Source organism: Agrobacterium sp. rho-13.3, assembly GCF_033957765.2.
Taxonomy (GTDB): domain Bacteria; phylum Pseudomonadota; class Alphaproteobacteria; order Rhizobiales; family Rhizobiaceae; genus Agrobacterium.
Map to the genome: position 1 here is coordinate 2,106,909 of NZ_CP192774.1, position 22,401 is coordinate 2,129,309.

A 22,401-nucleotide genomic window follows, 5' to 3' on the forward strand; every position below is an offset into this window, starting at 1 on the left:
CTCGATAACTCTCATTATCAAGGGCAACTAAAATGCAATTAATTGCAAATAATTCTGATTTGCAATTAATTGCACAGAACCAACTTCAGTCTGCACTGCTGGATGATGTCCGAAGATATGCAGCGCTAAGTATGTCTCCAAATACAAGACGGGCATACAGCGCGGATCTCCGCAGGTTCACGCGGTGGGGTGGGGGAATACCAGCCCTGCCGGAAACGGTAGCAGCTTATCTTGCTGCCCACGCATCCACCCACAAATCCGCTACTCTTCAACGGTGGATTGCCTCAATTTCTCGCGCCCACCTCGCTGCTGGACACTTGGATCCGACGAAAGCCGAACCGACGATCTCAACGCTCAGGGGTATACGCCGAAGCAAATATGCCGCCCCGAAGGAAGCGAGGCCATTATTACGCGATGATTTGTTTGCCATCCTTGACGCAATGAAGGGTAGTGTCCGTGATGTGCGAGACAGGGCATTGCTCCTCATCGGCTTTGCAGGTGGCTTCCGACGGAGCGAGTTAGTCGCCTTGGATATTGTTGACATTCAAATTGTGAAGCATGGTTTATTGATTGCTATACACAAAAGTAAAACAGATCAGATGGGCCTTGGTCGACAGATTGCGGTTCCTTTTGGGCGGAGCCGACATTGTCCGGTAGATGCTTTTGAAAAGTGGGTAAACGTGATGGACAGCGACCCAGGACCTTTGTTTAGGCCGATAAACCGCTACGGTCTCATCGGAAAATCCCGCCTCTCTGGTGGAGCTGTCTCCGAGATTGTAAAGGAACGTGTCGCTGCTATCGGCATGGACCCAATCGGCTTTTCCGGCCACAGCTTAAGGTCTGGGTTTGTGACAAGCGCCGCCGAAGCCGGTGTATCAAGTTGGAAGATACGTCAGCAGACCGGCCACGCTAGCGATACAATGCTTGCTCGTTACATCCGTTCAGCCAAGCTGTTCGAAGGAAATGCCTCCTCGGCAATAATTTAAAGTCGTCTCACTGGATAGAAAATTTTGAGTTCAGCTAGTAGTCATACCCGCAGGTGGATAAGGTACTGTTGCTATTTTTAGTTTCTCCGAGGTCACGATTAGGATCGTAATACCAAAGAATGATGCGGGTAATGATCAAAAGGCCTTTTGTAAGGGATGTTCCGATGTTCAATATTGTGAACGGATTCAGTGATTTAATCTATCATCACCTGACAGCGTTGTAACCCAATGAAAAAAACCTCTCGAATTCCATTCACAGTTTCCGCGCGCGCTGCTCGTCTGATAGGGCGTGAGAATGTCGCGACTTCACAGGGAGCGATCACCGAACTGGTAAAAAACGCATACGATGCCGATGCTAAAACCTGTGTGATCCTTTTTATCCCATCTAATGGTGTAGTTCTCGAAGAGCTCAGCCAAAAGCAATACGAAGCTTTGAGTTCTGTAGCTGCGGAGGCGACGCAACACTACGAATGGAATGGTGCAGCGTTCGAATTGAAGAAAGGGTTGGACCCTGCCGCCAGCAAGACTTTGGCCGCTGCTTTTAGGATAATCCCCGACCTTTGGATTATTGATAACGGGCATGGAATGTCAGCCCAGACAATCGAAGAACAATGGATGGTCATTGGTACTGACACAAAGGAACTGACTAGCCTGTCTGAAGGCGGTCGAGTTATGACTGGAGCCAAAGGCATAGGTCGTTTTGCTTTGGACCGCCTAGGTCAGGAATGCGAACTTTTCTCTTCTGAATTTGGTTCAGAGCAAACAGCGCATTGGATCGTTGATTGGGGCGATTTCGAAGGCAGCGGAAAAACGATTAGTGATGTTGAGGCGGTTCTTGAGGTAGAGGCAACTCGGTTGCATGCAGTCTACGACGCTCGCAGAATAGTTGATCTGCTGCCTTCGAACTTACCGAATTATGATGGCAACCCAGGTGCAGCGGTGAGCTATGACAGAGGTACTGCGATATGTATTTCTTGGCTGCACGATATTTGGGATTTACGCGACACGCAAAAGCTCCGCGATACATTGGAAGCTCTACTACCGCCTCGCGACCAAAGTGATTTCAGTATTTTCGTGCACGATTTCCGTTCGCCTGAGGTAAGCGGCTTCATCGATAACCTCCCCCCGGATCAGTTTGACTACAGGCTCAAAGCCACTGTGGAGATTGACGGAAAAGTTTCTATTAGAATAGATCGCCAGGAAATTGACGTCGATAAAATTAGCAACACCGTTTTCGAATTGCCTGCGATGCAACAGCCGGGTTACCGTAAAAAAGACTTCGAAAATGGCAGCCATTCCTACGTCACAACACTCAATGCTCTTTTGAAAAAGAGGGATAGTGATGATGCTTATCGCGCGATAGGTCCGCTGGACTTCACGTTGTATTTCTTCAAATTGGCGAACCCGACCAGAGATACGCTGACTAAGTTCCCTCAAAAGAGCTTCGATGTCGCTAAGCGCAGGCGTTGGCTATCAACATCCGGCGGAGTTCGCCTCTATCGTGACGGGTTTCGAGTTCGACCTTATGGCGAACCCAACACTCAAGGTTCTGATTGGCTTTTGCTAGGTCAACGTGTAGCGGGAAATCCAGCCGCAGCGAGTAGAATCGGCTGGCGCGTGCCGCCCCAACAACTCGCCGGAACTATCCATATTTCTAAGGAAGGTAATCCTTTACTTGCGGACCAATCTAACCGCGAAGGTATTATGAATGAACGTGCTTTCTCTCATCTTCGTGGAATAATACTCGCTCTAATAGGCGAATTTGAGCGCGACCGGGCCTACATATACAACCAGTTTGATAAAGCCTTTGACCTCGACAATCCGGAAGAAACCGACGTAGAAGAAGGCCGCAAACTGGCCCAGCTCCTACTTAGGGAGCAGGCAGTTTCTGATCCTCAACCGCTGCTGTTTAGCGGTGATCAGGTAATTAAAGAGAATGGGATAAAAGTCGCCAAGGCTCTTGAATTTGAGCAGAAGCAGAATCTTGCTCTTCGCGAAGACATGCAGGTCCTTCGAGGCATGGCAACCCTCGGTACTGTTCTGGTCTCATTCACTCATGAACTTAAACAGATTAAAGCGAATATGGGTGCTCGGCGACAGCGGATGGAGGCATCACTGAAACGTGTGGTGGATGAGGCGCGTCTTGCCGCGGTACCGGATCCGGTGAACCCGTACAATATTATTGCAAGGTGGTCACGAGAGGACGAAAAAGTTAGTCGTTGGGTCGACTTCGCACTTTCTGCTGCATCTCCAGCTAAACGTCGCCGTCGAGTTATCCCAGTAACAGATTATCTGAATGGCCTCTCCGAGTATTGGCACGAGTTTCTTTCATCAAAAGCCAGCACGCTTCACGTGGATTGCCGTACGTCTACTGCGATCCTTGCCCACGAAATCGATCTCGATAGTATTTTTTACAATCTGATAATCAACTCAGTTGAAGCTTTCATCAGGCCGTTCTCACAAACTCCAAGAGAAATATTCATTACTGTGACCTCAGACGACGATAATGTAATCATTGGTTACCGTGATAGCGGCCCTGGACTTTCGCCCGCCCTGAACGTCCGAGATGACATATTCACTTTTGGTATTTCGTCCAAAGCAGTGGATGACACAGGGGCTCCAATAGGCACCGGCATCGGAATGTGGCTGTTGCACGGTATCATCCATGATTACAGTGGTGGCGTGCATCTAGAGAGCGAAGTGGGACAACCAGGGTTTGCGCTAACTATGACGTTGCCACAACACCGGTCTGGATCAATTGGTGGTAATGTTTAAGGAGGGCTTACAGTTGGATCTGCCAGTTATCGCCTACGTAGATGAGAGCTCTGACGAAAGAGACAATTTTTTTCAAGATGCTTACGATAGTGAGCTCTTCTCGGAAATTCACCTTCTTCACCCAGATGATGATATTACAGTGCTAATAGAAAAGCTTATCGATCTGAAGATAGACGCGCTGGTATCGGATTTTAATCTCGCAGATGCCGGTCAGAATATGTACACCGGGGCACAAGTAGTTGAAGCTTTTCTTGAAGTTCGGGATGATTTTCCATGCTTTATTCGAACATCTTGGGACGAGGCTGCACTCAAATCGTCTAACGACGTAAACCGGGTCTACTCAAAGAACATCAAACAGGAAGACCTGGTCGGTCGTAATTTGTTTCAACGGATTGCACTGCAAGTCGAGCATCACCGATCTAGAATAGAGTCTTGGCAGAGCGAATTTGACGCTCTAATGGACATCGCACCCCCACAACGAAACGCTGCCCAGATTGAACGTATAATCGAGCTCGACAATATGTTGGAAAAGCAAGCAGAAAAAGGCGGCTCTCTCCCATCATTAACTAAACGCGCAATGCTCAACCGCGAAGGTCTGTTTGCTCAAGAAGAAGAACTCATCCGTAGAGCTGAAAAGCTAATAGCAGCGTTTAAAATCAATGCGGGAGAATAGTTTGGTATCTGTTCATGTTAAAAAGCCTGTCCGAAGCGCGGTTGCCGCGAAAGCAAAATACAAGGATTACCGGGATGACCTTAGGAAGGACTTCAACGGAAATTGCGGGTACTGTGATGACAGTGATGAAAGACTGGATAAATCATTATTCCACATCGATCATTTCGCTCCAAAAAGCAAATTTTCTGCCTTAGAGACAACGTACTCCAATCTGGTATATGCCTGCCGTTTCTGTAACATCAGGAAGTCAGGTCATTGGATTGGGGACGTCGCCACAGTTCACCACGATGGTGAAAAAGGTTTTGTCGATCCCTGTGACGCGGTTTACGACGAGCATCTCTCACGTGGTCCGGATGGTAGAATTTCGGGCGTAACTATTTTAGGAAAATATATCGCTAGACGGCTAAATTTGGGACTACTCCGTCACGAAATGCTATGGCGTGCTAGGAGGACACGAGCTATCAAAGCGCAAATCACACAAATTATCGCGGATCATAAGGCATCTGGCAGTCCTGCAAATCCGGACGTAGATTTGCTAGTTCAATATTTCGAGTTAACAGAATTGATAGAAAGCTACGAGCTTAGCGCAATAAATGCATGACGATATCACCGGGGTACGCTTTACTGGTGCTGTGTACACTCCGCAAATTGTTGCAGCAGCACTTGTTTCACATCTGGAACCCTTATTGGGAGTGGAACCCCTTGACATTCTGGAGCCAAGCGTTGGCGACGGATCTTTTTTACGCGCCATACACAACGTTCGAAAAGAAGATAGGCTTACCTTAGTCGATATCGACGCGGGGGTGATTGATCGACTTCGTCAGGAAACTTCTCTGGACGCTGACAGCAGAGTGACATTTCGGACAGGTGATTTTTTAGTTTACGCGTCAGAGTTAATGCGGTCAGGCCAGCAGTATTTTGATCTTATAATCGGTAACCCACCCTTCATTCGCGCCCACAACTTTTCATCAAATCTAAAAAGCGCTGTAGCGGACCTCGCAGAAGTTACAGGTTACGACAAGTCGGAGCTAAAAAATAGCTGGGCTGCATTTCTGGCCGCGTCTTCCAAGTTAGTTTCTAAGACGGGAATTTTAGCTTTTGTTCTGCCATACGAGCTCATTACTGTCGCGTATGGGCAAAAGGCACTCAGTCGTTTGGTGGAGCGCTTTAAGAGGGTTGATATATATGTATCAAGAGCTAAGGCGTTCCCCGAAATTGATCAAGATGCGTTGATAGTTATCGCCCAAAAGGTGCCGAAAGAGCCGCATGGCCTTTACATAAACAGAGTTTCGTCCCTACACGAACTAGAGCGGCAAGCCGTACCAAGCCTAGATATCGATGTTGGTAGCGACCGATCATTAGCGCTTAATTCTTTTTTGTTGACCGCAGATAGTTTAGGTCTGTTGCGGAAACTTAGAGCCAAGTGCCAGCGGCTGGAGGTTTACGCTGGCAGCGCGCCCGGTATCGTCTCTGCTGCAAACAGCTTTTTCATTCTCACCCAGTCTGAAGTCGAACGGCGCGGGTTTGACAAGGTCGTTGTGCCGATACTCAAAAAGGGAAGTTTTGCAAGCAGTCAACCTGTGTTTGCTAAGGCTGATTTTGATATGCTACGTGAGCGTGAGCCTGCTTTTTTACTATCCCTCAAGGGTCAAAAAGATCAACTTCCCGTCAACATTCAAAAATACATTGCTGAGGGAGAAGAGGCTCTCCTGCACCTCCGATACAAGTGCCGCAACAGGGCTAACTGGTATGAGGTGCCGATGGTCAAGCCTGAACTCGGATTTGTATTCAAACGAGCACATAGCTACCCTCGTCTTTGCGTAAACGAAGCCGGAGTTTTTCTGACTGACACAGCATACGGTTTGCGGATCAAAGAGGGCTACACCATTCGTGGCCTTACCTTTTCATTTTATAACAGTATGACCATGCTCTTTGCTGAAATCGACGGGCGTTTTTACGGGGGCGGCGTACTCGAACTTTCCCCAACGGAATTTAGGGGGCTTCCAATCGCGTATCACGAACCTACTGATGAGGAATACGCTGCATTTCTTTCGGTGCATGGCGAAGCTAGAGGACGGGTGGAACCCATTCTTGATTTTGGCGACACTTGGCTCGCAAGTAAACTGCGCTTAAGCATCCACGAAATACGCAGTTTAAGACGCAGTTGGATCGACGTGCGGAACCATCGTCTGAGACACAGCGGGCGCAACTGATATTGGTTGAGCGAGGCAGACTACTCCGTTTGACGTGAGCGTGGTTTTAACGCCGCATCGATAATGGCAGAAATCCAGATTAAATCATGCTCAGACAAAACTGCTAGCCTGCTAACAACGGCATTTAGCTGAGGGTTAAAACGATTATCAGTGGCATCAAGTCGGAACAGGCTCGCCGCGTCGGTTGAAAATACTTGCGATAGCTTTTCAATAGTTGCGAAGCTTGCGCCTATAGCGCCACTTTCAAGTTTCGCAATCATATCTAGGGACAGGTCAGTCTTATCCGCCAGCTGCTGCTGGGTCAGGTTAAGCCGATGTCGATGCGCCTTAACGCACAATCCAAATGTTGAACGAAGTCCGACCATCACGCCTCCAATGGAGGTGTGTAAATCGAGCTTCGCTAAAACCGTTATGGATTTAAAATAACATTTTGCAATTAATTGCACTCACAGGGCAATATGCTAGGATTAGAGTTGCCTACTCCAGCGAAAGAAGCCTGTGATGGATCGTAAAAATGATTCTTGCTCTGAAAATATAACGGCCATACGGGACGAAACAGTTAGCCTTACGCAACGATTAGCGCGACAACTTGCAGCGCAATCCCTGGATAGCAGCTCGACACAGCAAACAAGAAAGAAAGGAAAGGCGGCTATTGGCAGCAAGATGCGGGCTAGTTACGCGTGGGTTTCGGTTGTCGGAATAGCTACTATGCTTTCACTTTTCCAGTTGTCAAAGGGTGCTCTCGATACGACTCGAAGCGAGACCTCCAGAAAATTTGAAACCCATGAGCAGGCTAATTTTCAAACTAGCACCCTGCCCGATCCGATACGTTCAGAGTCGGGTTTCGAGTACATCACTGAGCAAGACACCTTCACAGGTGCGCAAGTGAATTTCGCTCGCGTGGAGAACTCTGACGGCCAAGCCTTATACATCGGCAAGCCTGACAAATTGCGAAAAGATTTTACAGGAAACACCGCGTTCGTTTTGTCAGCTGGCCGCTACATATGTTCCGCCCGACACGACTGGCACCTCGTGGATTTCATTTCTGCTAGGAACGGCGCAGTAGAATATCAATCTCAGTTTCGATGGGAAGTGACTAACAACAACAGAGCATTAACTATTCCGCCGGGACCGATTTCCGACAGTTTGCTAACTGAAATCACCAAAGCTCAACAGATTAGAATGAGATATCAGGATAGCTGTGGAACGGTTGAAACATTCATTTTCACAACTCAAGGCCTGACTGAAGCGCTTTCGCAGCTGGCAATTCCTTCATAAAATCAAGTTCATTTATGTCTCTCTAGCTCATCTAATCTCACTAAGACTTCAGCCAACGCCTTGCCAAATTCTACTCGATGAAACTCCTCCATGCGGATTTGTGCACGAAGGTTCTCAATTTCACTTTCAACAAAGCTGCGTTTCATGGCACGTCGAACCTGGCCTTGATCAGCCCACACGACGTCGGGATACGATGCTTCAAGCCGAGATATTATTTCAGCGTTAAGCGAACGATTTGCTTCGTTAGCACTAGCTTCGATCTGATCTTTGAGCGCTTGAGGCAAGCGAATTTTCATCTGCGTATCATCAGCCATCTGGATGATATGGACCATAGCGGTCTTGACTGCAATACTTCAGACAAATAAACCATAGCGGTCCAAACCATAAGGAGGCGTTATGCGGGAATTATCAGCATTCAACATCAGGATGCCGCTTGAATTAAAAACTTGGCTTATCGCAAGATCTCTAGAAAGCGGAAGAAGTCTTAACAGCGAAATCATGCAGCTCATACAGGCCGCCAGAAAAGCGGAGAAAAATTGATGCTGAAACAACAAACGAGCAGCGGACTTACGGCTGCTGTTTACGCACGGTTTTCAACCGACTTGCAAAACGAGCGCTCCACACAGGACCAGATCGACCTGTGCACTTCATATGCACGACGAGAGGGCCTGCACATTGTATCTACCTTTCAAGACCAAGCACGCTCGGGATCATCGATGCACGGACGTGATGGCCTTCATCAGTTGTTAGACGCGGCACATAGAGGCCTTTTCCAGGTAATAATTGTAGAGGCGTTGGATCGTCTAAGCCGAGACATTGAAGATCTAGCTGGGATCTACAAACGCTTGTCATTTGCGGGCATAAAACTCTTAGCCGTTCATGAAGGTGAAGCAAACACGGTCCTCATTGGCCTTCGTGGACTTGTAGGCCAGATGTATCGTGAAGATAACGTGCATAAAGTTCGAAGGGGTATGACCGGCTTGATTAAACAGGGCTTGACAGCTGGCGGACGTGCTTACGGCTATCGCTCTGATCCGGCAAATACTGGCAAGCCCACCATAGTGGAACAAGAAGCGATCATCGTTCGCCGCATCTTTACTGAATATCAATCGGGAAATTCACCGAAGGCTATCTGCCGACGTTTGAATGCTGAGCGCATCACAGCGCCACGTGGAAAGAAGTGGGCACCTTCCGCATTGATCGGCTCTGAGGAACGTGGCTCTGGGATGTTCCGTAATCAGATTTACGTTGGTCGTATCATTTGGAATAAGGTGCGCATGGTCAAAGACCCTGACACAGGTAAGCGCGTGTCGAGGCCTAATCCGGAAAGTGAATGGCATATCGCGGAAGCGCCTGAACTTAGGATTGTGCCTGCTGAACTCTTTGAAAGCGCACATAGGCAGTTGAAGTCCCGCTCTCACACAAATCGGAAAGACAACATGGCTGTCCACAGAAGGCCTAAGCGTCTGTTGTCCGGACTACTAGTATGCGGAGCCTGCCGCTCTGGAATGGCAGTAGCAGGCGTGGACAAGTCGGGGAAAACGCGTCTTCGTTGTTCCGCTCACACGAACAGCGGTTCTTGCCCAGCGCCAAAATCTTTCTATCTTGAAGAAGTGGAAGAGATGGTCATTTCAAGCCTCACGAGAGAGTTAGCCTCTCCTGAAAAGATATTCACCTACGCTAAGACGTATATGGAAAAGCGCCACGCGGACGCCGCCTACGAGAACCGCCAGCGTAATCAGATTGAAAGCAGATTGCTTGCAATCGAGAAGGACAATGCTCTTTTGCTAGACTGGATGTTACAAGGCGTTGGAGACCATGATTCGCTAGCTGCGAAGATGAAGTCACAAGGCCAGGAGAAGGACAGCCTCAAAGTGGAGTTGCGTGCTCTGCCTGCTAGCACGAATGTCACTGTCCATCCCGCCGCCATCAAAGCTTTTGCACAGCGCTTGCAGAATAACCGACCTAAACTGGAAATGGCTCTTCACCTACTTGACGACTTGGGGGAGCTGCCTGGACTTATCCGTGGCGTTATCAAAAGCATCACCCTCGACAAGACAGAAAAAGGAGCCATCAAGATGGATGTCACGAACTGGCTAGCACCTTTTTTGACCGGAGAAAGTGCTCCCCAGATAATAGGGGCTGGATCGTTGGTAGCGGGAGAGGGACTTGAACCCCCGACACGCGGATTATGATTCCGCTGCTCTAACCACCTGAGCTACCCCGCCACAGAGAAACGCAACAGTTTTATAACCGCCCGTTCCATCAGGATGAGCGGCTTATAAGGTGCCGCTCCCCAAAGTGTCAAGCGCAAGATGCGCAAAAACATGTGTTTCTACCATGCGGCAAAAACCGAGTGGTTTCAGGCGGCAACCTGATTTTGCAGAAGCGCCTTGAGAGACGCTTCCGCATCTGCCGAACGCTCTGACCTGTTGATGAAACCACCACCATAAACGCGTGCATCTGCGCCCGGTGCGGAATACAGCACGCAGGCTTGGCCGGGTGCCACACCCGCCTCGCCCACCATCAGATCGACATAGACGCCCTGCTCATCCACATGCAGCACGGCCTCCGCTGGTGGACGTGTGGAGCGAACCTTGGCGAAACAAGCAAAGCCGCCACTGGCATCACTTGCGAGATCGCCGTCGCCCAGCCAGTTCATGTCACGCAGATAAACGCGGTGCGTTTCCAGCGCCTCACGCGGGCCGACGATGACGCGACGACCACGGGCGTCCAGATGCACCACGTAAAGCGGTTCACCCGTCGCCACGCCAATGCCGCGACGCTGACCGATGGTGTAATGTACGATGCCATCGTGACGTCCGAGCACGCGCCCATCCAGATGCACGATATCGCCCACCAGCGCCGCGTTCGGCTTCAGCTTGTTGATGATATCGGTATATTTGCCCTGCGGCACAAAACAGATGTCCTGACTGTCCGCCTTTTTGGCGACAACGAGGCCCATCTCTTCGGCCAATTCGCGCGTTTCCGCTTTGGAAAGGCCACCCAGCGGAAAGCGCAAATAATCAATCTGCTCCTGCGTGGTAGCAAACAGGAACCAACTCTGGTCGCGGTCACTGTCAATCGGGCGATACAATGCGCGCCGGTTTGGATGACCGGGAACGGGGTTCAGCCGTGAGCGGATATAATGACCCGTCGCCAGCGCATCTGCGCCCAATTCCTGCGCCGTTGCCAGAAGATCGGCGAACTTGACTGTCTGGTTACAGGCAACACAAGGAACCGGCGTTTCACCCATCGCGTAGGCTTCGGCAAACGGGTTGATCACCGTTTCGCGGAAACGGGCTTCGTAATCCAGAACATAGTGCGGAATACCGAGCGTTTCACACACCCGGCGCGCATCGTCTATGTCCTGCCCCGCGCAACAGGAACCGGCGCGGTGCACGGCAGCGCCGTGGTCGTAAAGCTGAAGTGTTATGCCGAGGACATCATAGCCCTCGCGTTTGAGAATTCCGGCCACCACAGAAGAATCCACGCCGCCAGACATGGCGACGACAATCCGGGTATCTTCCGGTCTCTTGTCAAAATCGAGCGTGTTCACGTTTTTTCCAATCAGTCATACCGGGGTTCAAGGCCCCGCCGCCTGTCGTCCTATCCGGCTGCATATAGAAAAAATTGCCTCTATACGCAAGTACAGGGCGGAATGGCCGCCCTGTATTGAATGGAGAGATTAAAAACCTGCCTTATGCGCCCGCAGTTTTCTGTCCGTCGCCAATCCATTTGTCCCGCTCACGCCACAGCGCGGGCAGAGAAAGGAGTGCGATACCGGCAAAGGCAATCAGGGTTTTCTCCACCTGCGTCAGTTCCACCGTGCGGCCATCCAGATAATAGATGCCGTAGACGATTGCGACGTGCCAGACATAGACCTGCAAGGAGTGGCGACCGAGCAATTGCAGGAACTTCAGCGACAGCACCCAGATGACGCCAGCCGCAATTTTCTGAACCAGCGGATTATGATGCTTCGGACCTGCAATCAGCAACCACGTCAAACCAACGCCGACCGCAAGGAAGTTGATCAGGTAAACTGGACCGAAATCAGCACGGATTTCCATTGTCGAGAACTTGCCGAGCATGAATTCCGGCATCAGGTTCCACGCGGTTGCGATGCGCAGCGGCACGAAGAAGATGCAGACGATCAATGCGGCCTTGGCAATCCAGCTCCGCTGTGGCGAAAAGATTTTCGTCCACGCGATTTTATTCTGGGCTGTCATCGCACCCATAACCAACGCCGAATAGAACACAAGCTGCCAGCCAAACAGGTTGAAGCTGACACGGATGCCCTGTTCGTCCACACCCTTTACCAGTTCATTGACCGGTGCCGTGAAAAGCTGCTGCAAGCCAAGCTGACCCGCCATCCAGACCAGAAGCGAGCCGGCCATGACATAGGCCCACTTGCCATCAAGGCAGAGCTTTACCAGCAGCGGTGCAAAGATCATGTAGACGATGTACTGCGGGAGAATATCCATGAATGTCGGCTGGAACAGGAATGTCGCAATGGCGGCCAGACGCAGCGGATCATCAAAGGATGTCATGCCCAGCCAGTTGTACCAGATGTAAGGCGCATGAGGGATGACCATGCGGGCGAACAGCACAACGATGACCAGACCCATCGCGTATTTGTAAAGTTCAAGCGCCCTCGCCCAGATGAGATCACGGCCATTCTCATAACCGTATTTCATCATCTTGCGCGCATAGACCATGCCGATCAGCAGGCCGGACAGGAACACGAAGCCCTGCGCGTCTTCCACAAAGGCAAACTGCCTATGGTTGATTTCCATCAGCCAGAAACCACCCGCGAAAACGAGATGGTTGATCAGCATGAAGACGAGAAAATACCCGCGCATACCGTCGATCAGGTCAAAGCGTTTCATTTGAATTGCTCTCCATTTTCTCAGCGACCCCGTGGGACAAGGTTGCCTGATCCGAACTCCGGGATGGATCTGGGAGCCATCCGAACTTGGATCGTGAACGCTGTTTCAAGGCTGCGGTTCCGCCCTGAAGAACGTTTTCGCGCTCGCGTCAGTTTCACATTGATGTGTACTGCCCTTGGGTAAAGTGCAGCGACTGAACGCCGTATGAATAAAAAATGGCAAGACCAAGGGCGAATCGTGGCGAGTTATTACAACGGCTTAGACGGCAAGTCACCCCAAAACCTTGCTGGACAGGGCCTGTGAAAACAATATGGCCGGCGCAGAGATGTCTCTGCACCGGCCATATTAAACGTAAACTTTTTTCAACCGATCAGGCTGCGGCCTGAATTGCTGAAACCTGCCATTCAGAACCGTTGTTGCGAACGAATGTCCACAGCTCGGTTGTTTCTTCAGGCTTGTGTTCATCGCCCTGAACGATCTTGCCCGTATTGCGATCCCGCATGATGTCGATTGCGGAGTAACGCATGGCAACGGTCGCGTAATCCTTGCCCTCTTCGTGCCAGGCTTCAGCAACATCACCCTGCAACAGCGTCACATCGCGAACGTCGTTCTTCACGCCGCTGGTGGCATTGTCGCTCAGCTCTTCGGCCAGATAGGACATGGCTTCCGGCGTGGTCAGCTTGCGCAGTGTGCCGTAATCTTCAGCAGCATAAGCGGCCTGAACGCCTTCCAGAGTTTTCTGGAATGTTTCGAGGTCAACCTGCGTTACACCGATTTCATCGCCTTCCGACATCGCATTCTCATGCGGCACTGGCTTGGGCGCAACCGGGGCAGCAGTTGCAGCAGCAGCGGCGCTGGCGCCAGCAAAGGAACCAGCCTTGGCACCGATCTGCGGGATTTTAAAACCACCCTGCGAGCCCTGATTGTTCTGCGGTGCAGAATAATCATTGCGCGCCGAATTGTTACCGGCAGCACCACCAAAGGCGGGCTGACCCTGACGACGCGAAGCGAAGAAACGCATGGCGAGCACGATCAAACCACCAATCAGCAAGCCCTGAAGCAACATGCCGAAGAAACCGGCCATGCCGCCAAAGCCGCCGCCCATGAGCATGCCAAACAGGCCACCCATCAGCAAACCACCCATAAGGCCGCCCATCATGCCACCGAACATACCGCGGCTCTGCTGCGGTGCTTGCGCAGCATTAGGACGTGCTGGCTGGGCGGCGCCCGGCTGCGCTGTCGGATTGGTATTCGGCGTCATGCTGCGATTGATAGGCGCGGCTTGGCCGGGCGCTGTGCTTGTCGCAGGCGGTGCGGAAAATGTTCTTGTTCCACGGCTGCCCAGACCGCCGCCAGCGCGTCGCGCCTCGGCCATATCTACCGCCACGAACGAAACAGCAATTCCCAGTGCGGCAACCGCAAACAAACCTCTAAAGCGCCGAATGGCAGCAAACATCGTCTTCTCCTGTTGCACCGCCCTCCCATTGAGCGGCTTATTGAAAGCCATATAGCAACTATGGATCATCATTTTTAGTGACTTGGCATAAAATTTTTCGTGATATGCAACCCTTAGTATATTTCGGGTGGAAAACATAAAAAAACCGGCGCGGGATTTCTCCTGCGCCGGGTATTATCATCCTCAAAAGACAGATCGTTTTATGGTCAGTCGACGTTGAATGTCAGCGGCTTGACCTGACGGATGGCTGGGTTGGCGCGCAGCTTGTCCAGCACCTCTTCAGACACAGGACCATCGACATAAAGAAGCGCGATGGCATCGCCGCTTTCCTTTTCGCGACCCAGCTGGAAGTTGGCGATGTTGACGCCAGCCTCACCCAGTGTCGTACCCATGAAGCCGATCATGCCGGGAACGTCGGTGTTGGTGATGTAGATCATGTGCTGACCGACATCGGCGTCCAGATTGATGTTTTTGATCTGGATGAAGCGCGCCTTGCCATCGGAAAACACCGTTCCGGCAACCGAACGAACCTGATTTTCAGTCTTGACGGTCAGCTTGATGAAGCCGTCGTAAACGCCGGTCTTGTCACGCTTGACTTCGGAAAGGATGATGCCCTTTTCCTTGATCATAATAGGCGCGGAGACCATGTTGACGTCAGAAACCTGCGCACGAATGAGACCGGCCAGAAGAGCTGATGTCAGCGCCTTGGTGTTCATGTTGGCGGTTGCGCCATCATAAAGAATTTCGATTTCCTTGGTGGCGCTTTCCTGCACCTGACCAACAAAGGCACCCAGAACGTCTGCCAGCTTGATGAACGGCTTCAGGCGTGGCGCTTCATCTGCCGTGATCGACGGCATGTTGATGGCGTTGGAAACGGCGCCCTTGACGAGATAATCAGACATCTGCTCTGCAACCTGAAGCGCAACATTTTCCTGTGCTTCTGTTGTGGATGCACCAAGGTGCGGCGTGCAGACAACGTTCGGCAGGCCGAACAGCGGGCTTTCCGTTGCAGGTTCAACTTCAAACACGTCGAAACCGGCACCGGCGACATGGCCGGACTTGATGGCGGCAGCAAGTGCTGCCTCATCCACCAGACCACCACGGGCGCAGTTGATGATGCGAACACCGGGCTTGGTTTTGGCAAGGTTTTCAGCGCCCAGAATACCGCGTGTCTTGTCGGTCATCGGAACGTGCAGCGTGATGAAATCGGACTGCGCCAGAAGCTCGTCCAGTTCAACCTTCGTCACGCCCATTTCCTGCGCACGTTCTGGCGACAGGAAGGGGTCGTAAGCCAGAACATGCATCTTGAGGCCGAGGGCACGCGAGCAGACGATGCCGCCAATGTTGCCAGCACCGATGACGCCAAGCGTCTTGCCGGTGATTTCGACACCCATGAACTTGGACTTTTCCCACTTTCCAGCCTGCGTGGAAGCGTCGGCAGCTGGAAGCTGGCGGGCAACGGCAAACATCAGCGCAATCGCATGTTCTGCGGTGGTGATGGAATTGCCGAACGGCGTGTTCATGACGATGATGCCGCGGCGCGATGCAGCCGGAATATCAACGTTATCGACGCCGATACCGGCGCGACCGATGACCTTGAGGTTGGTCGCAGCTTCGATCAGCTTTTCCGTTGCCTTGGTGGCAGAACGAATGGCCAGACCATCATAATTGCCGATGATTTCGGCGAGCTTGTCTTTGTCCTTGCCGAGCTTCGGCTGGAAATCGACTTCAACGCCGCGATCACGGAAAATCTGGACGGCGGTTTCCGACAGTTCGTCAGATACGAGGACGCGAGGTGCCATCGTGTGGGCTCCTTGAAAAAGGTTTATTCATGAGAATGAGGCATGAGCGGCCCTGCACTGGCAGGGCCGGTAATCCAAAAAATCAGGCAGCAGCCTTGGCAAGCGATGCCTTCTGCGTCGCAAATGCCCAAGCCAACCATGGCATAACAGCCTGAAGATCAGCCGTTTCGATGGTGGCACCAGCCCAGATGCGAAGGCCGGAAGGCGCATCGCGGTAAGCACCGATATCCAGCGCAACATTTTCTTTTTCGAGCAGAGCAACAACGCCCTTGGCGAAATCAGCCTGTGCAGCAGCGTCCAGCACAGAGACGTCCTTGTCGACGATCTTCAGGCAAACGGACGTGTTGGAGCGGGTTTCGTCAACCACGGCCAGATTGGCAATCCAGTCATTTGCCGCAGTGAAGTCGAAAATGACCTTGGCATTGGCATCGGCGCGGGCGATCAGAGCCTGCAAACCACCGAGGTTCTTCGCCCACAGCAGCGCATCGATATAGTCTTCGACGCAGAGCATGGAAGGCGTGTTGATCGTTTCACCCGTAAAGATGCCTTCGATCAGCTTGCCGCCAGATGTCATGCGGAAAATCTTCGGCAGCGGCCATGCTGGTGCGTAAGACAGCAGACGCTCGACAGCGCGAGGAGAGAGAATGATAACGCCATGGCCACCCTCACCGCCAAGAACCTTCTGCCAGGAGAAGGTGACAACGTCGAGTTTGGAAAAGTCCATGTCCTGCGCAAATGCGGCAGATGTCGCATCGCAGATTGTCAGACCCTTGCGGTCCGCCGGAATGAAATCAGCATTCGGAACGCGAACGCCGGATGTGGTGCCGTTCCATGTAAAGACCACGTCACGGTCGAAATCGATCGTGGAAAGATCAGGCAGAAGACCGTAATCGGCTTCGATCTTGCGAACGTCCTTAAGCTTGAGCTGCTTGACCACATCGGTCACCCAGCCAGCGCCGAAGCTTTCCCACGCGACCATGTCGACGCCGCGTTCACCCAACAGCGACCACAGAGCCATTTCAACGGCACCGGTGTCGGATGCGGGAACGATACCAATGCGGTAATCGGCCGGAACATTCAGAACTTCGCGGGTGAGATCAATGGCCTGCTTGAGCTTGGCTTTGCCAACCTTGGCGCGATGCGAACGACCAAGCGGCGCATCAGCGAGAGCTTCTAGCGACCAACCGGGACGCTTCGAGCAAGGACCAGAAGAAAAATGCGTATTGCCCGGACGCAAATCCGGCTTCACGATATCAGTCATTTGACTACCCTTTCAGATAGGCGCTCCACGTTAGGGTGGAGTGTCCTGACAGCGTTGCTATTCCTCTCACCTCCCGGCGTCAAGCGGAATATGTCGCACGCAATAAGAATCTTGGTCCATATGCGCCATTGCTTTTAAAGCGACCAAAACAAAACCGCCCGCATCCAAAGGATACGAGCGGTTTAATGAATGCTGGGGCCTGAAGCTTATTTGTAAACGGCAGGCTGAAGCGGAATGTCGGCTGGCGGAATATACTGAGCCGTATCGCAACCGTTGAAGACATAACGGCCACCCACACGAACCTCATGCGAGGTCAAGCCCTTGTCACGGCCCGAACTGACAGCACCACTACCGCCAAACATTTCACCACTGCCGATTTGCCGGAAACGATAACCAACGTCAGCCTTGAGATTGCAGGTCACATCAATGGATGCACCAGCCATTAACGCATAGGCGAAGCGCCAGTTGCCCTTCCCTTCAAACTCGCAGCAACCACTGTCAAGTTTAACGGTATCCCACTTAACATGCGCTCCACCGATACCCGCACCCAGATAAGGGGTAATGCGACCGTATGTCCCAAGATCGACATAGGCGTTGGCCAGCAGGCTGTAGGCACGCAGTGATGAGCGGAAGTTATCAATACCGCCGCCTGTCGCATCAGCTTGGCCGCGGTAATCGGATTTCGCCATGTAATCGAACGTCAAGTCCGTGCGCAGGTAATTGTTGATCTGATAACCAACACCCGCACCGTAGAGGAAACTGTCATCGGACGATGTTCTGGAGGAGTGGATGAGAGTGTTTGTTCCGCCTGACGCGCGGCTGAACTCAAAGCTCCGGGACTTGTTGAACGAATAGCCTACATCACCGCGAAGATACCAGCCGCTTGCTTCCTGAACGGCCACTTCCGGTGGCGTGTCGATGAAAGCTGGTGGTGCAGCCTGATAGAGATCGGCTGCGAAAGCGGTTTGGCATGCCATCAAAGCGGCAACAACACCGATCAGGCTCTTTTTCATACTGCGGCTCCATAAACGGCAGGCGCACAAGATGTGGCACATACCCGTGAAATTCTTCATTTACGAAGCCTGAAGGAAAATGGTTAAATCAGAATTAAAATCTGAAATACTTGGGCCGCCTTCAATAAGATATATGGTTAATACTTTTTAAATGCCGGGTTTGAATTGTCGCCGCCCGGCAAAATATGCCTCCATTAGCACCCGCGCTTTCAAGTAAAAAGGCAAATACGAAACCCGAAAATGCCGATCAGTGAAATAATATTTTGTTAGCTAATATTATTTTCCTTATCGCAACAATGGTCTTTTAATATCAATATCACCGCGACATTCGGAAAAAAACGATAAGTAAATGCACTGCACTGCCGCAAAGATTATTTACCGCACGTCTGAATGTGGTGGCTCAGCAAACTGGCGTTTGCTTATTTCAGCATTGGCATAAATAGCGATCGAGCATGATGCGTTGGTCATAAGGGACATTTTCTCCCGCCCCTAACCATAGCGATTGCTACCGTAAAACTTATCCAGAAACTCTTCCAGGGTTCCTATTCTTGGGCATGACAGTGAAACACATCCTCGAATTTCTCCGGATTCCAGATCAAAATCCCGAGCTGTTAAAAGCACAATACCGGGCTTTTTCCAGACAGATGCCGATGATGTACTTCATTTTGATGTCGAGCACCTGGGCGCTTGCAGCAACGCATATGTCTGTCGCACCCGCATGGCTGACAATTTTCGTCCCTTCTGCCTTGACGATTGTGAGCGTGAGCCGCATGGCGTTTTGGTGGCGATCGCGCCACTGGACCCCATCATGGGAGCTGGCACTTTCCGCGCTGAAAAGAACAAGCGGCCTGTCCGTCGGCATTGCTATTGGTTTTACGCTCTGGGCGCTCCTGCTTTATCCTTACGGCGATGCCTATCAGCGGTCGCACATTGCCTTTTACATGGCCATCACGGTCATATCCTGCGCCTTCTGTCTAATGTATTTGCGTTCGGTGGCCTTTATGGTCGCCGCCATCGTCAATGGCACATTCATCGTTTTTTTCGCTGCAACGGGCGAAGCAACGTTTATCGCGATTGCTGCAAATATCCTGCTGGTTTCCTTCGGGATGCTGGCAGTATTGTCGGTGAACTACGGCAATTTCGAACGCATGATTGTTGCCCAGCAGAAAACCGAAGCATTGAGCAATGAAAATCTGCGGCTGGCCAACATAGACAGCCTGACCGGCCTGCCGAACAGGCGAGCGTTTTTCAAACATCTGACAGAACAATCCGACGCCGCGCGCAGCAGTGATAAACGCCTTGCCGTCGGCGTGATAGATCTCGATGGCTTCAAGCCGGTGAACGATCTCTACGGGCACTCATCCGGCGATCGCCTGTTGATGGACGTCAGCGAACGGCTGTCTGTTTTTTTCAATTCTGACGACATGTTTCTTGCCAGACTGGGCGGCGATGAATTCGCTTTCGTCATGTCTGACATCCCGCACAACCGGAATATCGTCGCGGAAGGTGACCGCATGTGTAGCCAGTTGCGGTTACCCTTCAACCTGCCGGATGCAACGATCATGATTTCCGGCTCCATTGGCATCGCGGTTTTTCCAGATGTTGCGTCCTGTCCGGAAGAACTGTTTGATCGCGCCGATTACGCGCTCTATCAGGGCAAACGCCAGAAGCGCGGCAACAGCACGCTGTTTACAGCCCGCCATATCGCTGAAATCCACCGCGATGCATGGATTGAACAGACCTTGAAACAGGCGGACCTTATCGCTGAACTGAAGGTGGTTTTCCAACCCATCGTCGATATCTCACGGCAAAAAACCACCGGTTTTGAAGCGCTGGCGCGTTGGAACAGCCCTCACCTCGGCAATGTATCCCCGGCGAAATTTATTCCGATTGCAGAGCGCGCAGGCATTATCAACAATTTGACGAGGCCGCTGCTGAAGAAAGCTCTGGCTGCGGCCAGTCAGTGGCCAGACGAGATGAGGCTGTCCTTCAATCTTTCGGCTCAGGATTTGAACAGCCCGGATGCTGTCGTCGCCATCATCGCCATCATTGAAGCCAGCGGCTTCGATGCGGCGCGGCTCGATCTTGAAATCACCGAAACGGCCTTCATCCATGATACGCGGCAGGCACGGCAATCCGTCGAGATGCTGCGAAGGACCGGTTGCGGCATTTCGTTGGATGATTTCGGCACGGGCTATTCCAGCCTGACATCGTTGCATTCGCTACCACTGACAAAGATCAAGATCGACCGCAGCTTCGTGCGCAACATACAGGACAATCCTGCAAGCTATAAGATCGTCAGATCCGTGCTGACACTCAGCCGGGAAATGGGATTGGACGCGATTGTCGAGGGCGTGGAAACCGCCGAGGAGATGGCGGTCATCAGCACGCTCGGCGGCAATCTGGTGCAGGGGTATCTCTGGTCTCCTCCTATAGAGGAAACAGCCATTCCCGATTTCCTCGCATCGGAAACATCTGCCCAAAGGCTAGCTTATCGCACGGCATAGTCATCCCACGAATTGTGGGCGTTTTCGCTGCTTATCGTCAAGCAGCCGTTTTAGCACTCGAAATCACACCGACAAGGTCGTTGACGATACGCTCGACCTGCGCGCTATCGTCGCCCTCCGCCATGACGCGGATAAGCGGTTCTGTGCCGGACGGGCGAATAACCAGACGACCCTTATTGGCCAATGCGCTTTCCGCATCGGCAATCGCCTGTTTCACGACAGGATTTTCCAAAGGCTTGCCACCGGAAATGCGGACATTTTTCAACAGTTGCGGCACAGGTTCAAACTTGCGGCAAACTTCGCTGACCGTGCGGCCAGAGCGTTTGACGCGGGCCAAAACCTGAAGTGCGGCCACAAGCCCATCACCCGTGGTGCCGTAATCGGACAACACGATATGGCCGGATTGCTCTCCACCCACGTTAAAATCATGGTTGCGCATATGCTCAACAACGTAACGGTCGCCGACCTTGGTGCGAGCAAGCGTCAGCCCCTTGCCGTCCAGAAAACGCTCAAGCCCTAGGTTTGACATGACGGTTGCGACAATGCCACCGCCGCGCAAAATATTGTCTTCCGCCCAGCTATCGGCAATCGTTGCCATCAACTGGTCACCATCCACGATCTGCCCACGCTCATCCACGATGATAACACGGTCCGCATCGCCATCCAGCGCAATGCCAATATCGGCGCGCACTTCATGCACCTTTTTCTGAAGTGTACCGGGATAGGTGGACCCGCATTCAAAATTGATGTTGGTGCCATTAGGCTCATTGCCGATGGTGACGATATCCGCACCAAGTTCCCACAGCGCTGCTGGCGCCACCTTATAGGCTGCACCGTTGGCGCAATCGATGGCAATCCGCAGACCGTCCAGCGTTACATCACGCGGCAAGGTGCGCTTTACAAATTCGATGTAGCGATAAATATCGCCGTCAACACGCTTGGCACGGCCAATCTCGCTTGGCTTGGCAAGCTGCGCGTAGATATCCTTGTCGAGCAAATCCTCGATCTCAAGCTCCAGCTCGTCGGAAAGCTTGTAGCCATCCGGGCCAAACAGCTTGATGCCATTGTCCTGAAACGGATTGTGCGAGGCGGAAATCATCACGCCGATATCAGCGCGCAACGAGCGCGTCAGCATGGCAACGGCAGGCGTGGGGATTGGTCCCAATAGAAACACATCAAGACCTGCAGCCGTAAAACCTGCCACCAGCGCATTTTCCAGCATGTAACCGGAAAGGCGGGTATCCTTGCCAATGACGACGCGGTGGCGGTGATTGCCACGCCGAAAAATCGTACCGACGGCAATACCAACACGCATCGCCAAATCCGGCGTCATCGGAAAGACGTTGGATTGGCCGCGAATACCATCGGTTCCGAAATAGCGACGTGTCATGTGAACTCCAGAATTTGCCCCGAGCTGACGAGAGCGTAAAAAAATACGCATCAGCTATTTTTCGCTAGATGCCATAAACAGCGGTAAACAGCACGTAAATTACCGCGAAGACCCAATATATCTTGTTACCAACCCGACATTATACGGCGGGCCAGATG

At 51.9% G+C, this 22,401-nt stretch carries 18 protein-coding genes and 1 tRNA gene; 9 read left to right on the top strand and 10 right to left on the bottom strand.

Annotated features, from left to right (window positions below; genetic code table 11):
• The first annotated feature begins 32 nt into the window (after positions 1 to 32).
• From RMR16_RS10485 to RMR16_RS10505, 5 genes are all read left to right on the top strand, one after another.
• Positions 33 to 986 carry a tyrosine-type recombinase/integrase gene (locus RMR16_RS10485; protein ID WP_320198279.1) on the top strand — a complete coding sequence of 318 codons (954 nt, stop codon included), beginning with the start codon at positions 33 to 35 and terminating at the stop codon, positions 984 to 986.
• Between the two features lie 228 nt (positions 987 to 1,214).
• Positions 1,215 to 3,761: an ATP-binding protein gene (locus RMR16_RS10490; protein ID WP_320198278.1), complete on the top strand. Its 2,547-nt coding sequence runs from the start codon at positions 1,215 to 1,217 to the stop codon at positions 3,759 to 3,761.
• A 13-nt stretch (positions 3,762 to 3,774) separates the two neighbouring features.
• A complete protein-coding gene (locus RMR16_RS10495; RefSeq protein WP_320198277.1) occupies positions 3,775 to 4,434 on the top strand; it encodes a hypothetical protein in 660 nt (219 codons plus the stop codon).
• 1 nt (position 4,435) lies between these two features.
• Entirely contained in the window at positions 4,436 to 5,035 is a 600-nt protein-coding gene (locus RMR16_RS10500; protein ID WP_320198276.1) for an HNH endonuclease, read from the top strand.
• Positions 5,028 to 6,647 carry an Eco57I restriction-modification methylase domain-containing protein gene (locus tag RMR16_RS10505; protein WP_320198275.1) on the top strand — a complete coding sequence of 540 codons (1,620 nt, stop codon included), beginning with the start codon at positions 5,028 to 5,030 and terminating at the stop codon, positions 6,645 to 6,647. Before RMR16_RS10500 ends, RMR16_RS10505 begins: the two co-directional genes overlap by 8 nt.
• A 20-nt stretch (positions 6,648 to 6,667) precedes the next feature.
• Here the strand turns inward: RMR16_RS10505 and RMR16_RS10510 are convergent, their stop codons facing one another.
• Positions 6,668 to 7,012 carry a helix-turn-helix domain-containing protein gene (locus RMR16_RS10510; RefSeq protein WP_320198274.1) on the bottom strand — a complete coding sequence of 115 codons (345 nt, stop codon included), beginning with the start codon at positions 7,010 to 7,012 and terminating at the stop codon, positions 6,668 to 6,670.
• A gap of 136 nt (positions 7,013 to 7,148) precedes the next feature.
• On the opposite strand from RMR16_RS10510, the gene RMR16_RS10515 reads away from it, so the two are divergent.
• Entirely contained in the window at positions 7,149 to 7,925 is a 777-nt protein-coding gene (locus RMR16_RS10515; RefSeq protein WP_320198273.1) for a hypothetical protein, read from the top strand.
• Positions 7,926 to 7,933: 8 nt separating this feature from the next.
• Here the strand turns inward: RMR16_RS10515 and RMR16_RS10520 are convergent, their stop codons facing one another.
• Entirely contained in the window at positions 7,934 to 8,257 is a 324-nt protein-coding gene (locus RMR16_RS10520; RefSeq protein ID WP_320198272.1) for an Arc family DNA-binding protein, read from the bottom strand.
• A 64-nt stretch (positions 8,258 to 8,321) separates the two neighbouring features.
• On the opposite strand from RMR16_RS10520, the gene RMR16_RS10525 reads away from it, so the two are divergent.
• Complete coding sequence (locus tag RMR16_RS10525; RefSeq protein WP_413785954.1) at positions 8,322 to 8,465, top strand: Arc family DNA-binding protein; 144 nt, start codon at positions 8,322 to 8,324, stop codon at positions 8,463 to 8,465.
• A complete protein-coding gene (locus RMR16_RS10530; RefSeq protein ID WP_320198541.1) occupies positions 8,465 to 10,120 on the top strand; it encodes a recombinase family protein in 1,656 nt (551 codons plus the stop codon). Before RMR16_RS10525 ends, RMR16_RS10530 begins: the two co-directional genes overlap by 1 nt.
• Here the strand turns inward: RMR16_RS10530 and RMR16_RS10535 are convergent.
• From RMR16_RS10535 to RMR16_RS10565, 7 genes are all read right to left on the bottom strand, one after another.
• Positions 10,077 to 10,153: transfer RNA gene (locus RMR16_RS10535), tRNA-Met, on the bottom strand. The two genes, RMR16_RS10530 and RMR16_RS10535, sit on opposite strands and share 44 nt — an antisense overlap.
• Before the next feature lie 134 nt (positions 10,154 to 10,287).
• Complete coding sequence (gene mnmA / locus RMR16_RS10540; protein WP_320198271.1) at positions 10,288 to 11,484, bottom strand: tRNA 2-thiouridine(34) synthase MnmA; 1,197 nt, start codon at positions 11,482 to 11,484, stop codon at positions 10,288 to 10,290.
• A gap of 142 nt (positions 11,485 to 11,626) precedes the next feature.
• Entirely contained in the window at positions 11,627 to 12,814 is a 1,188-nt protein-coding gene (locus RMR16_RS10545; protein ID WP_320198270.1) for an OpgC family protein, read from the bottom strand.
• A gap of 370 nt (positions 12,815 to 13,184) precedes the next feature.
• Positions 13,185 to 14,270, bottom strand: a complete 1,086-nt coding sequence (locus RMR16_RS10550; RefSeq protein WP_320198269.1) for a Tim44 domain-containing protein — start codon at positions 14,268 to 14,270, stop codon at positions 13,185 to 13,187.
• Positions 14,271 to 14,476: 206 nt separating this feature from the next.
• Positions 14,477 to 16,072, bottom strand: coding sequence for a phosphoglycerate dehydrogenase (serA, locus tag RMR16_RS10555; protein ID WP_320198268.1), 1,596 nt, complete (start codon positions 16,070 to 16,072; stop codon positions 14,477 to 14,479).
• An 82-nt stretch (positions 16,073 to 16,154) separates the two neighbouring features.
• Positions 16,155 to 17,333, bottom strand: a complete 1,179-nt coding sequence (locus RMR16_RS10560; RefSeq protein ID WP_320198267.1) for a phosphoserine transaminase — start codon at positions 17,331 to 17,333, stop codon at positions 16,155 to 16,157.
• A 206-nt stretch (positions 17,334 to 17,539) separates the two neighbouring features.
• Positions 17,540 to 18,346, bottom strand: a complete 807-nt coding sequence (locus RMR16_RS10565) for an outer membrane protein (RefSeq protein WP_320198266.1) — start codon at positions 18,344 to 18,346, stop codon at positions 17,540 to 17,542.
• Between the two features lie 554 nt (positions 18,347 to 18,900).
• Here RMR16_RS10565 and RMR16_RS10570 point away from each other — a divergent pair.
• Positions 18,901 to 20,853 (top strand): putative bifunctional diguanylate cyclase/phosphodiesterase, encoded by a 1,953-nt coding sequence (locus RMR16_RS10570; protein WP_320198265.1) that lies wholly within the window; start codon positions 18,901 to 18,903, stop codon positions 20,851 to 20,853.
• A gap of 37 nt (positions 20,854 to 20,890) precedes the next feature.
• Here the strand turns inward: RMR16_RS10570 and glmM are convergent, their stop codons facing one another.
• Positions 20,891 to 22,243, bottom strand: coding sequence for a phosphoglucosamine mutase (gene glmM, locus RMR16_RS10575; protein ID WP_320198264.1), 1,353 nt, complete (start codon positions 22,241 to 22,243; stop codon positions 20,891 to 20,893).
• Between the last annotated feature and the right edge of the window lie 158 nt (positions 22,244 to 22,401).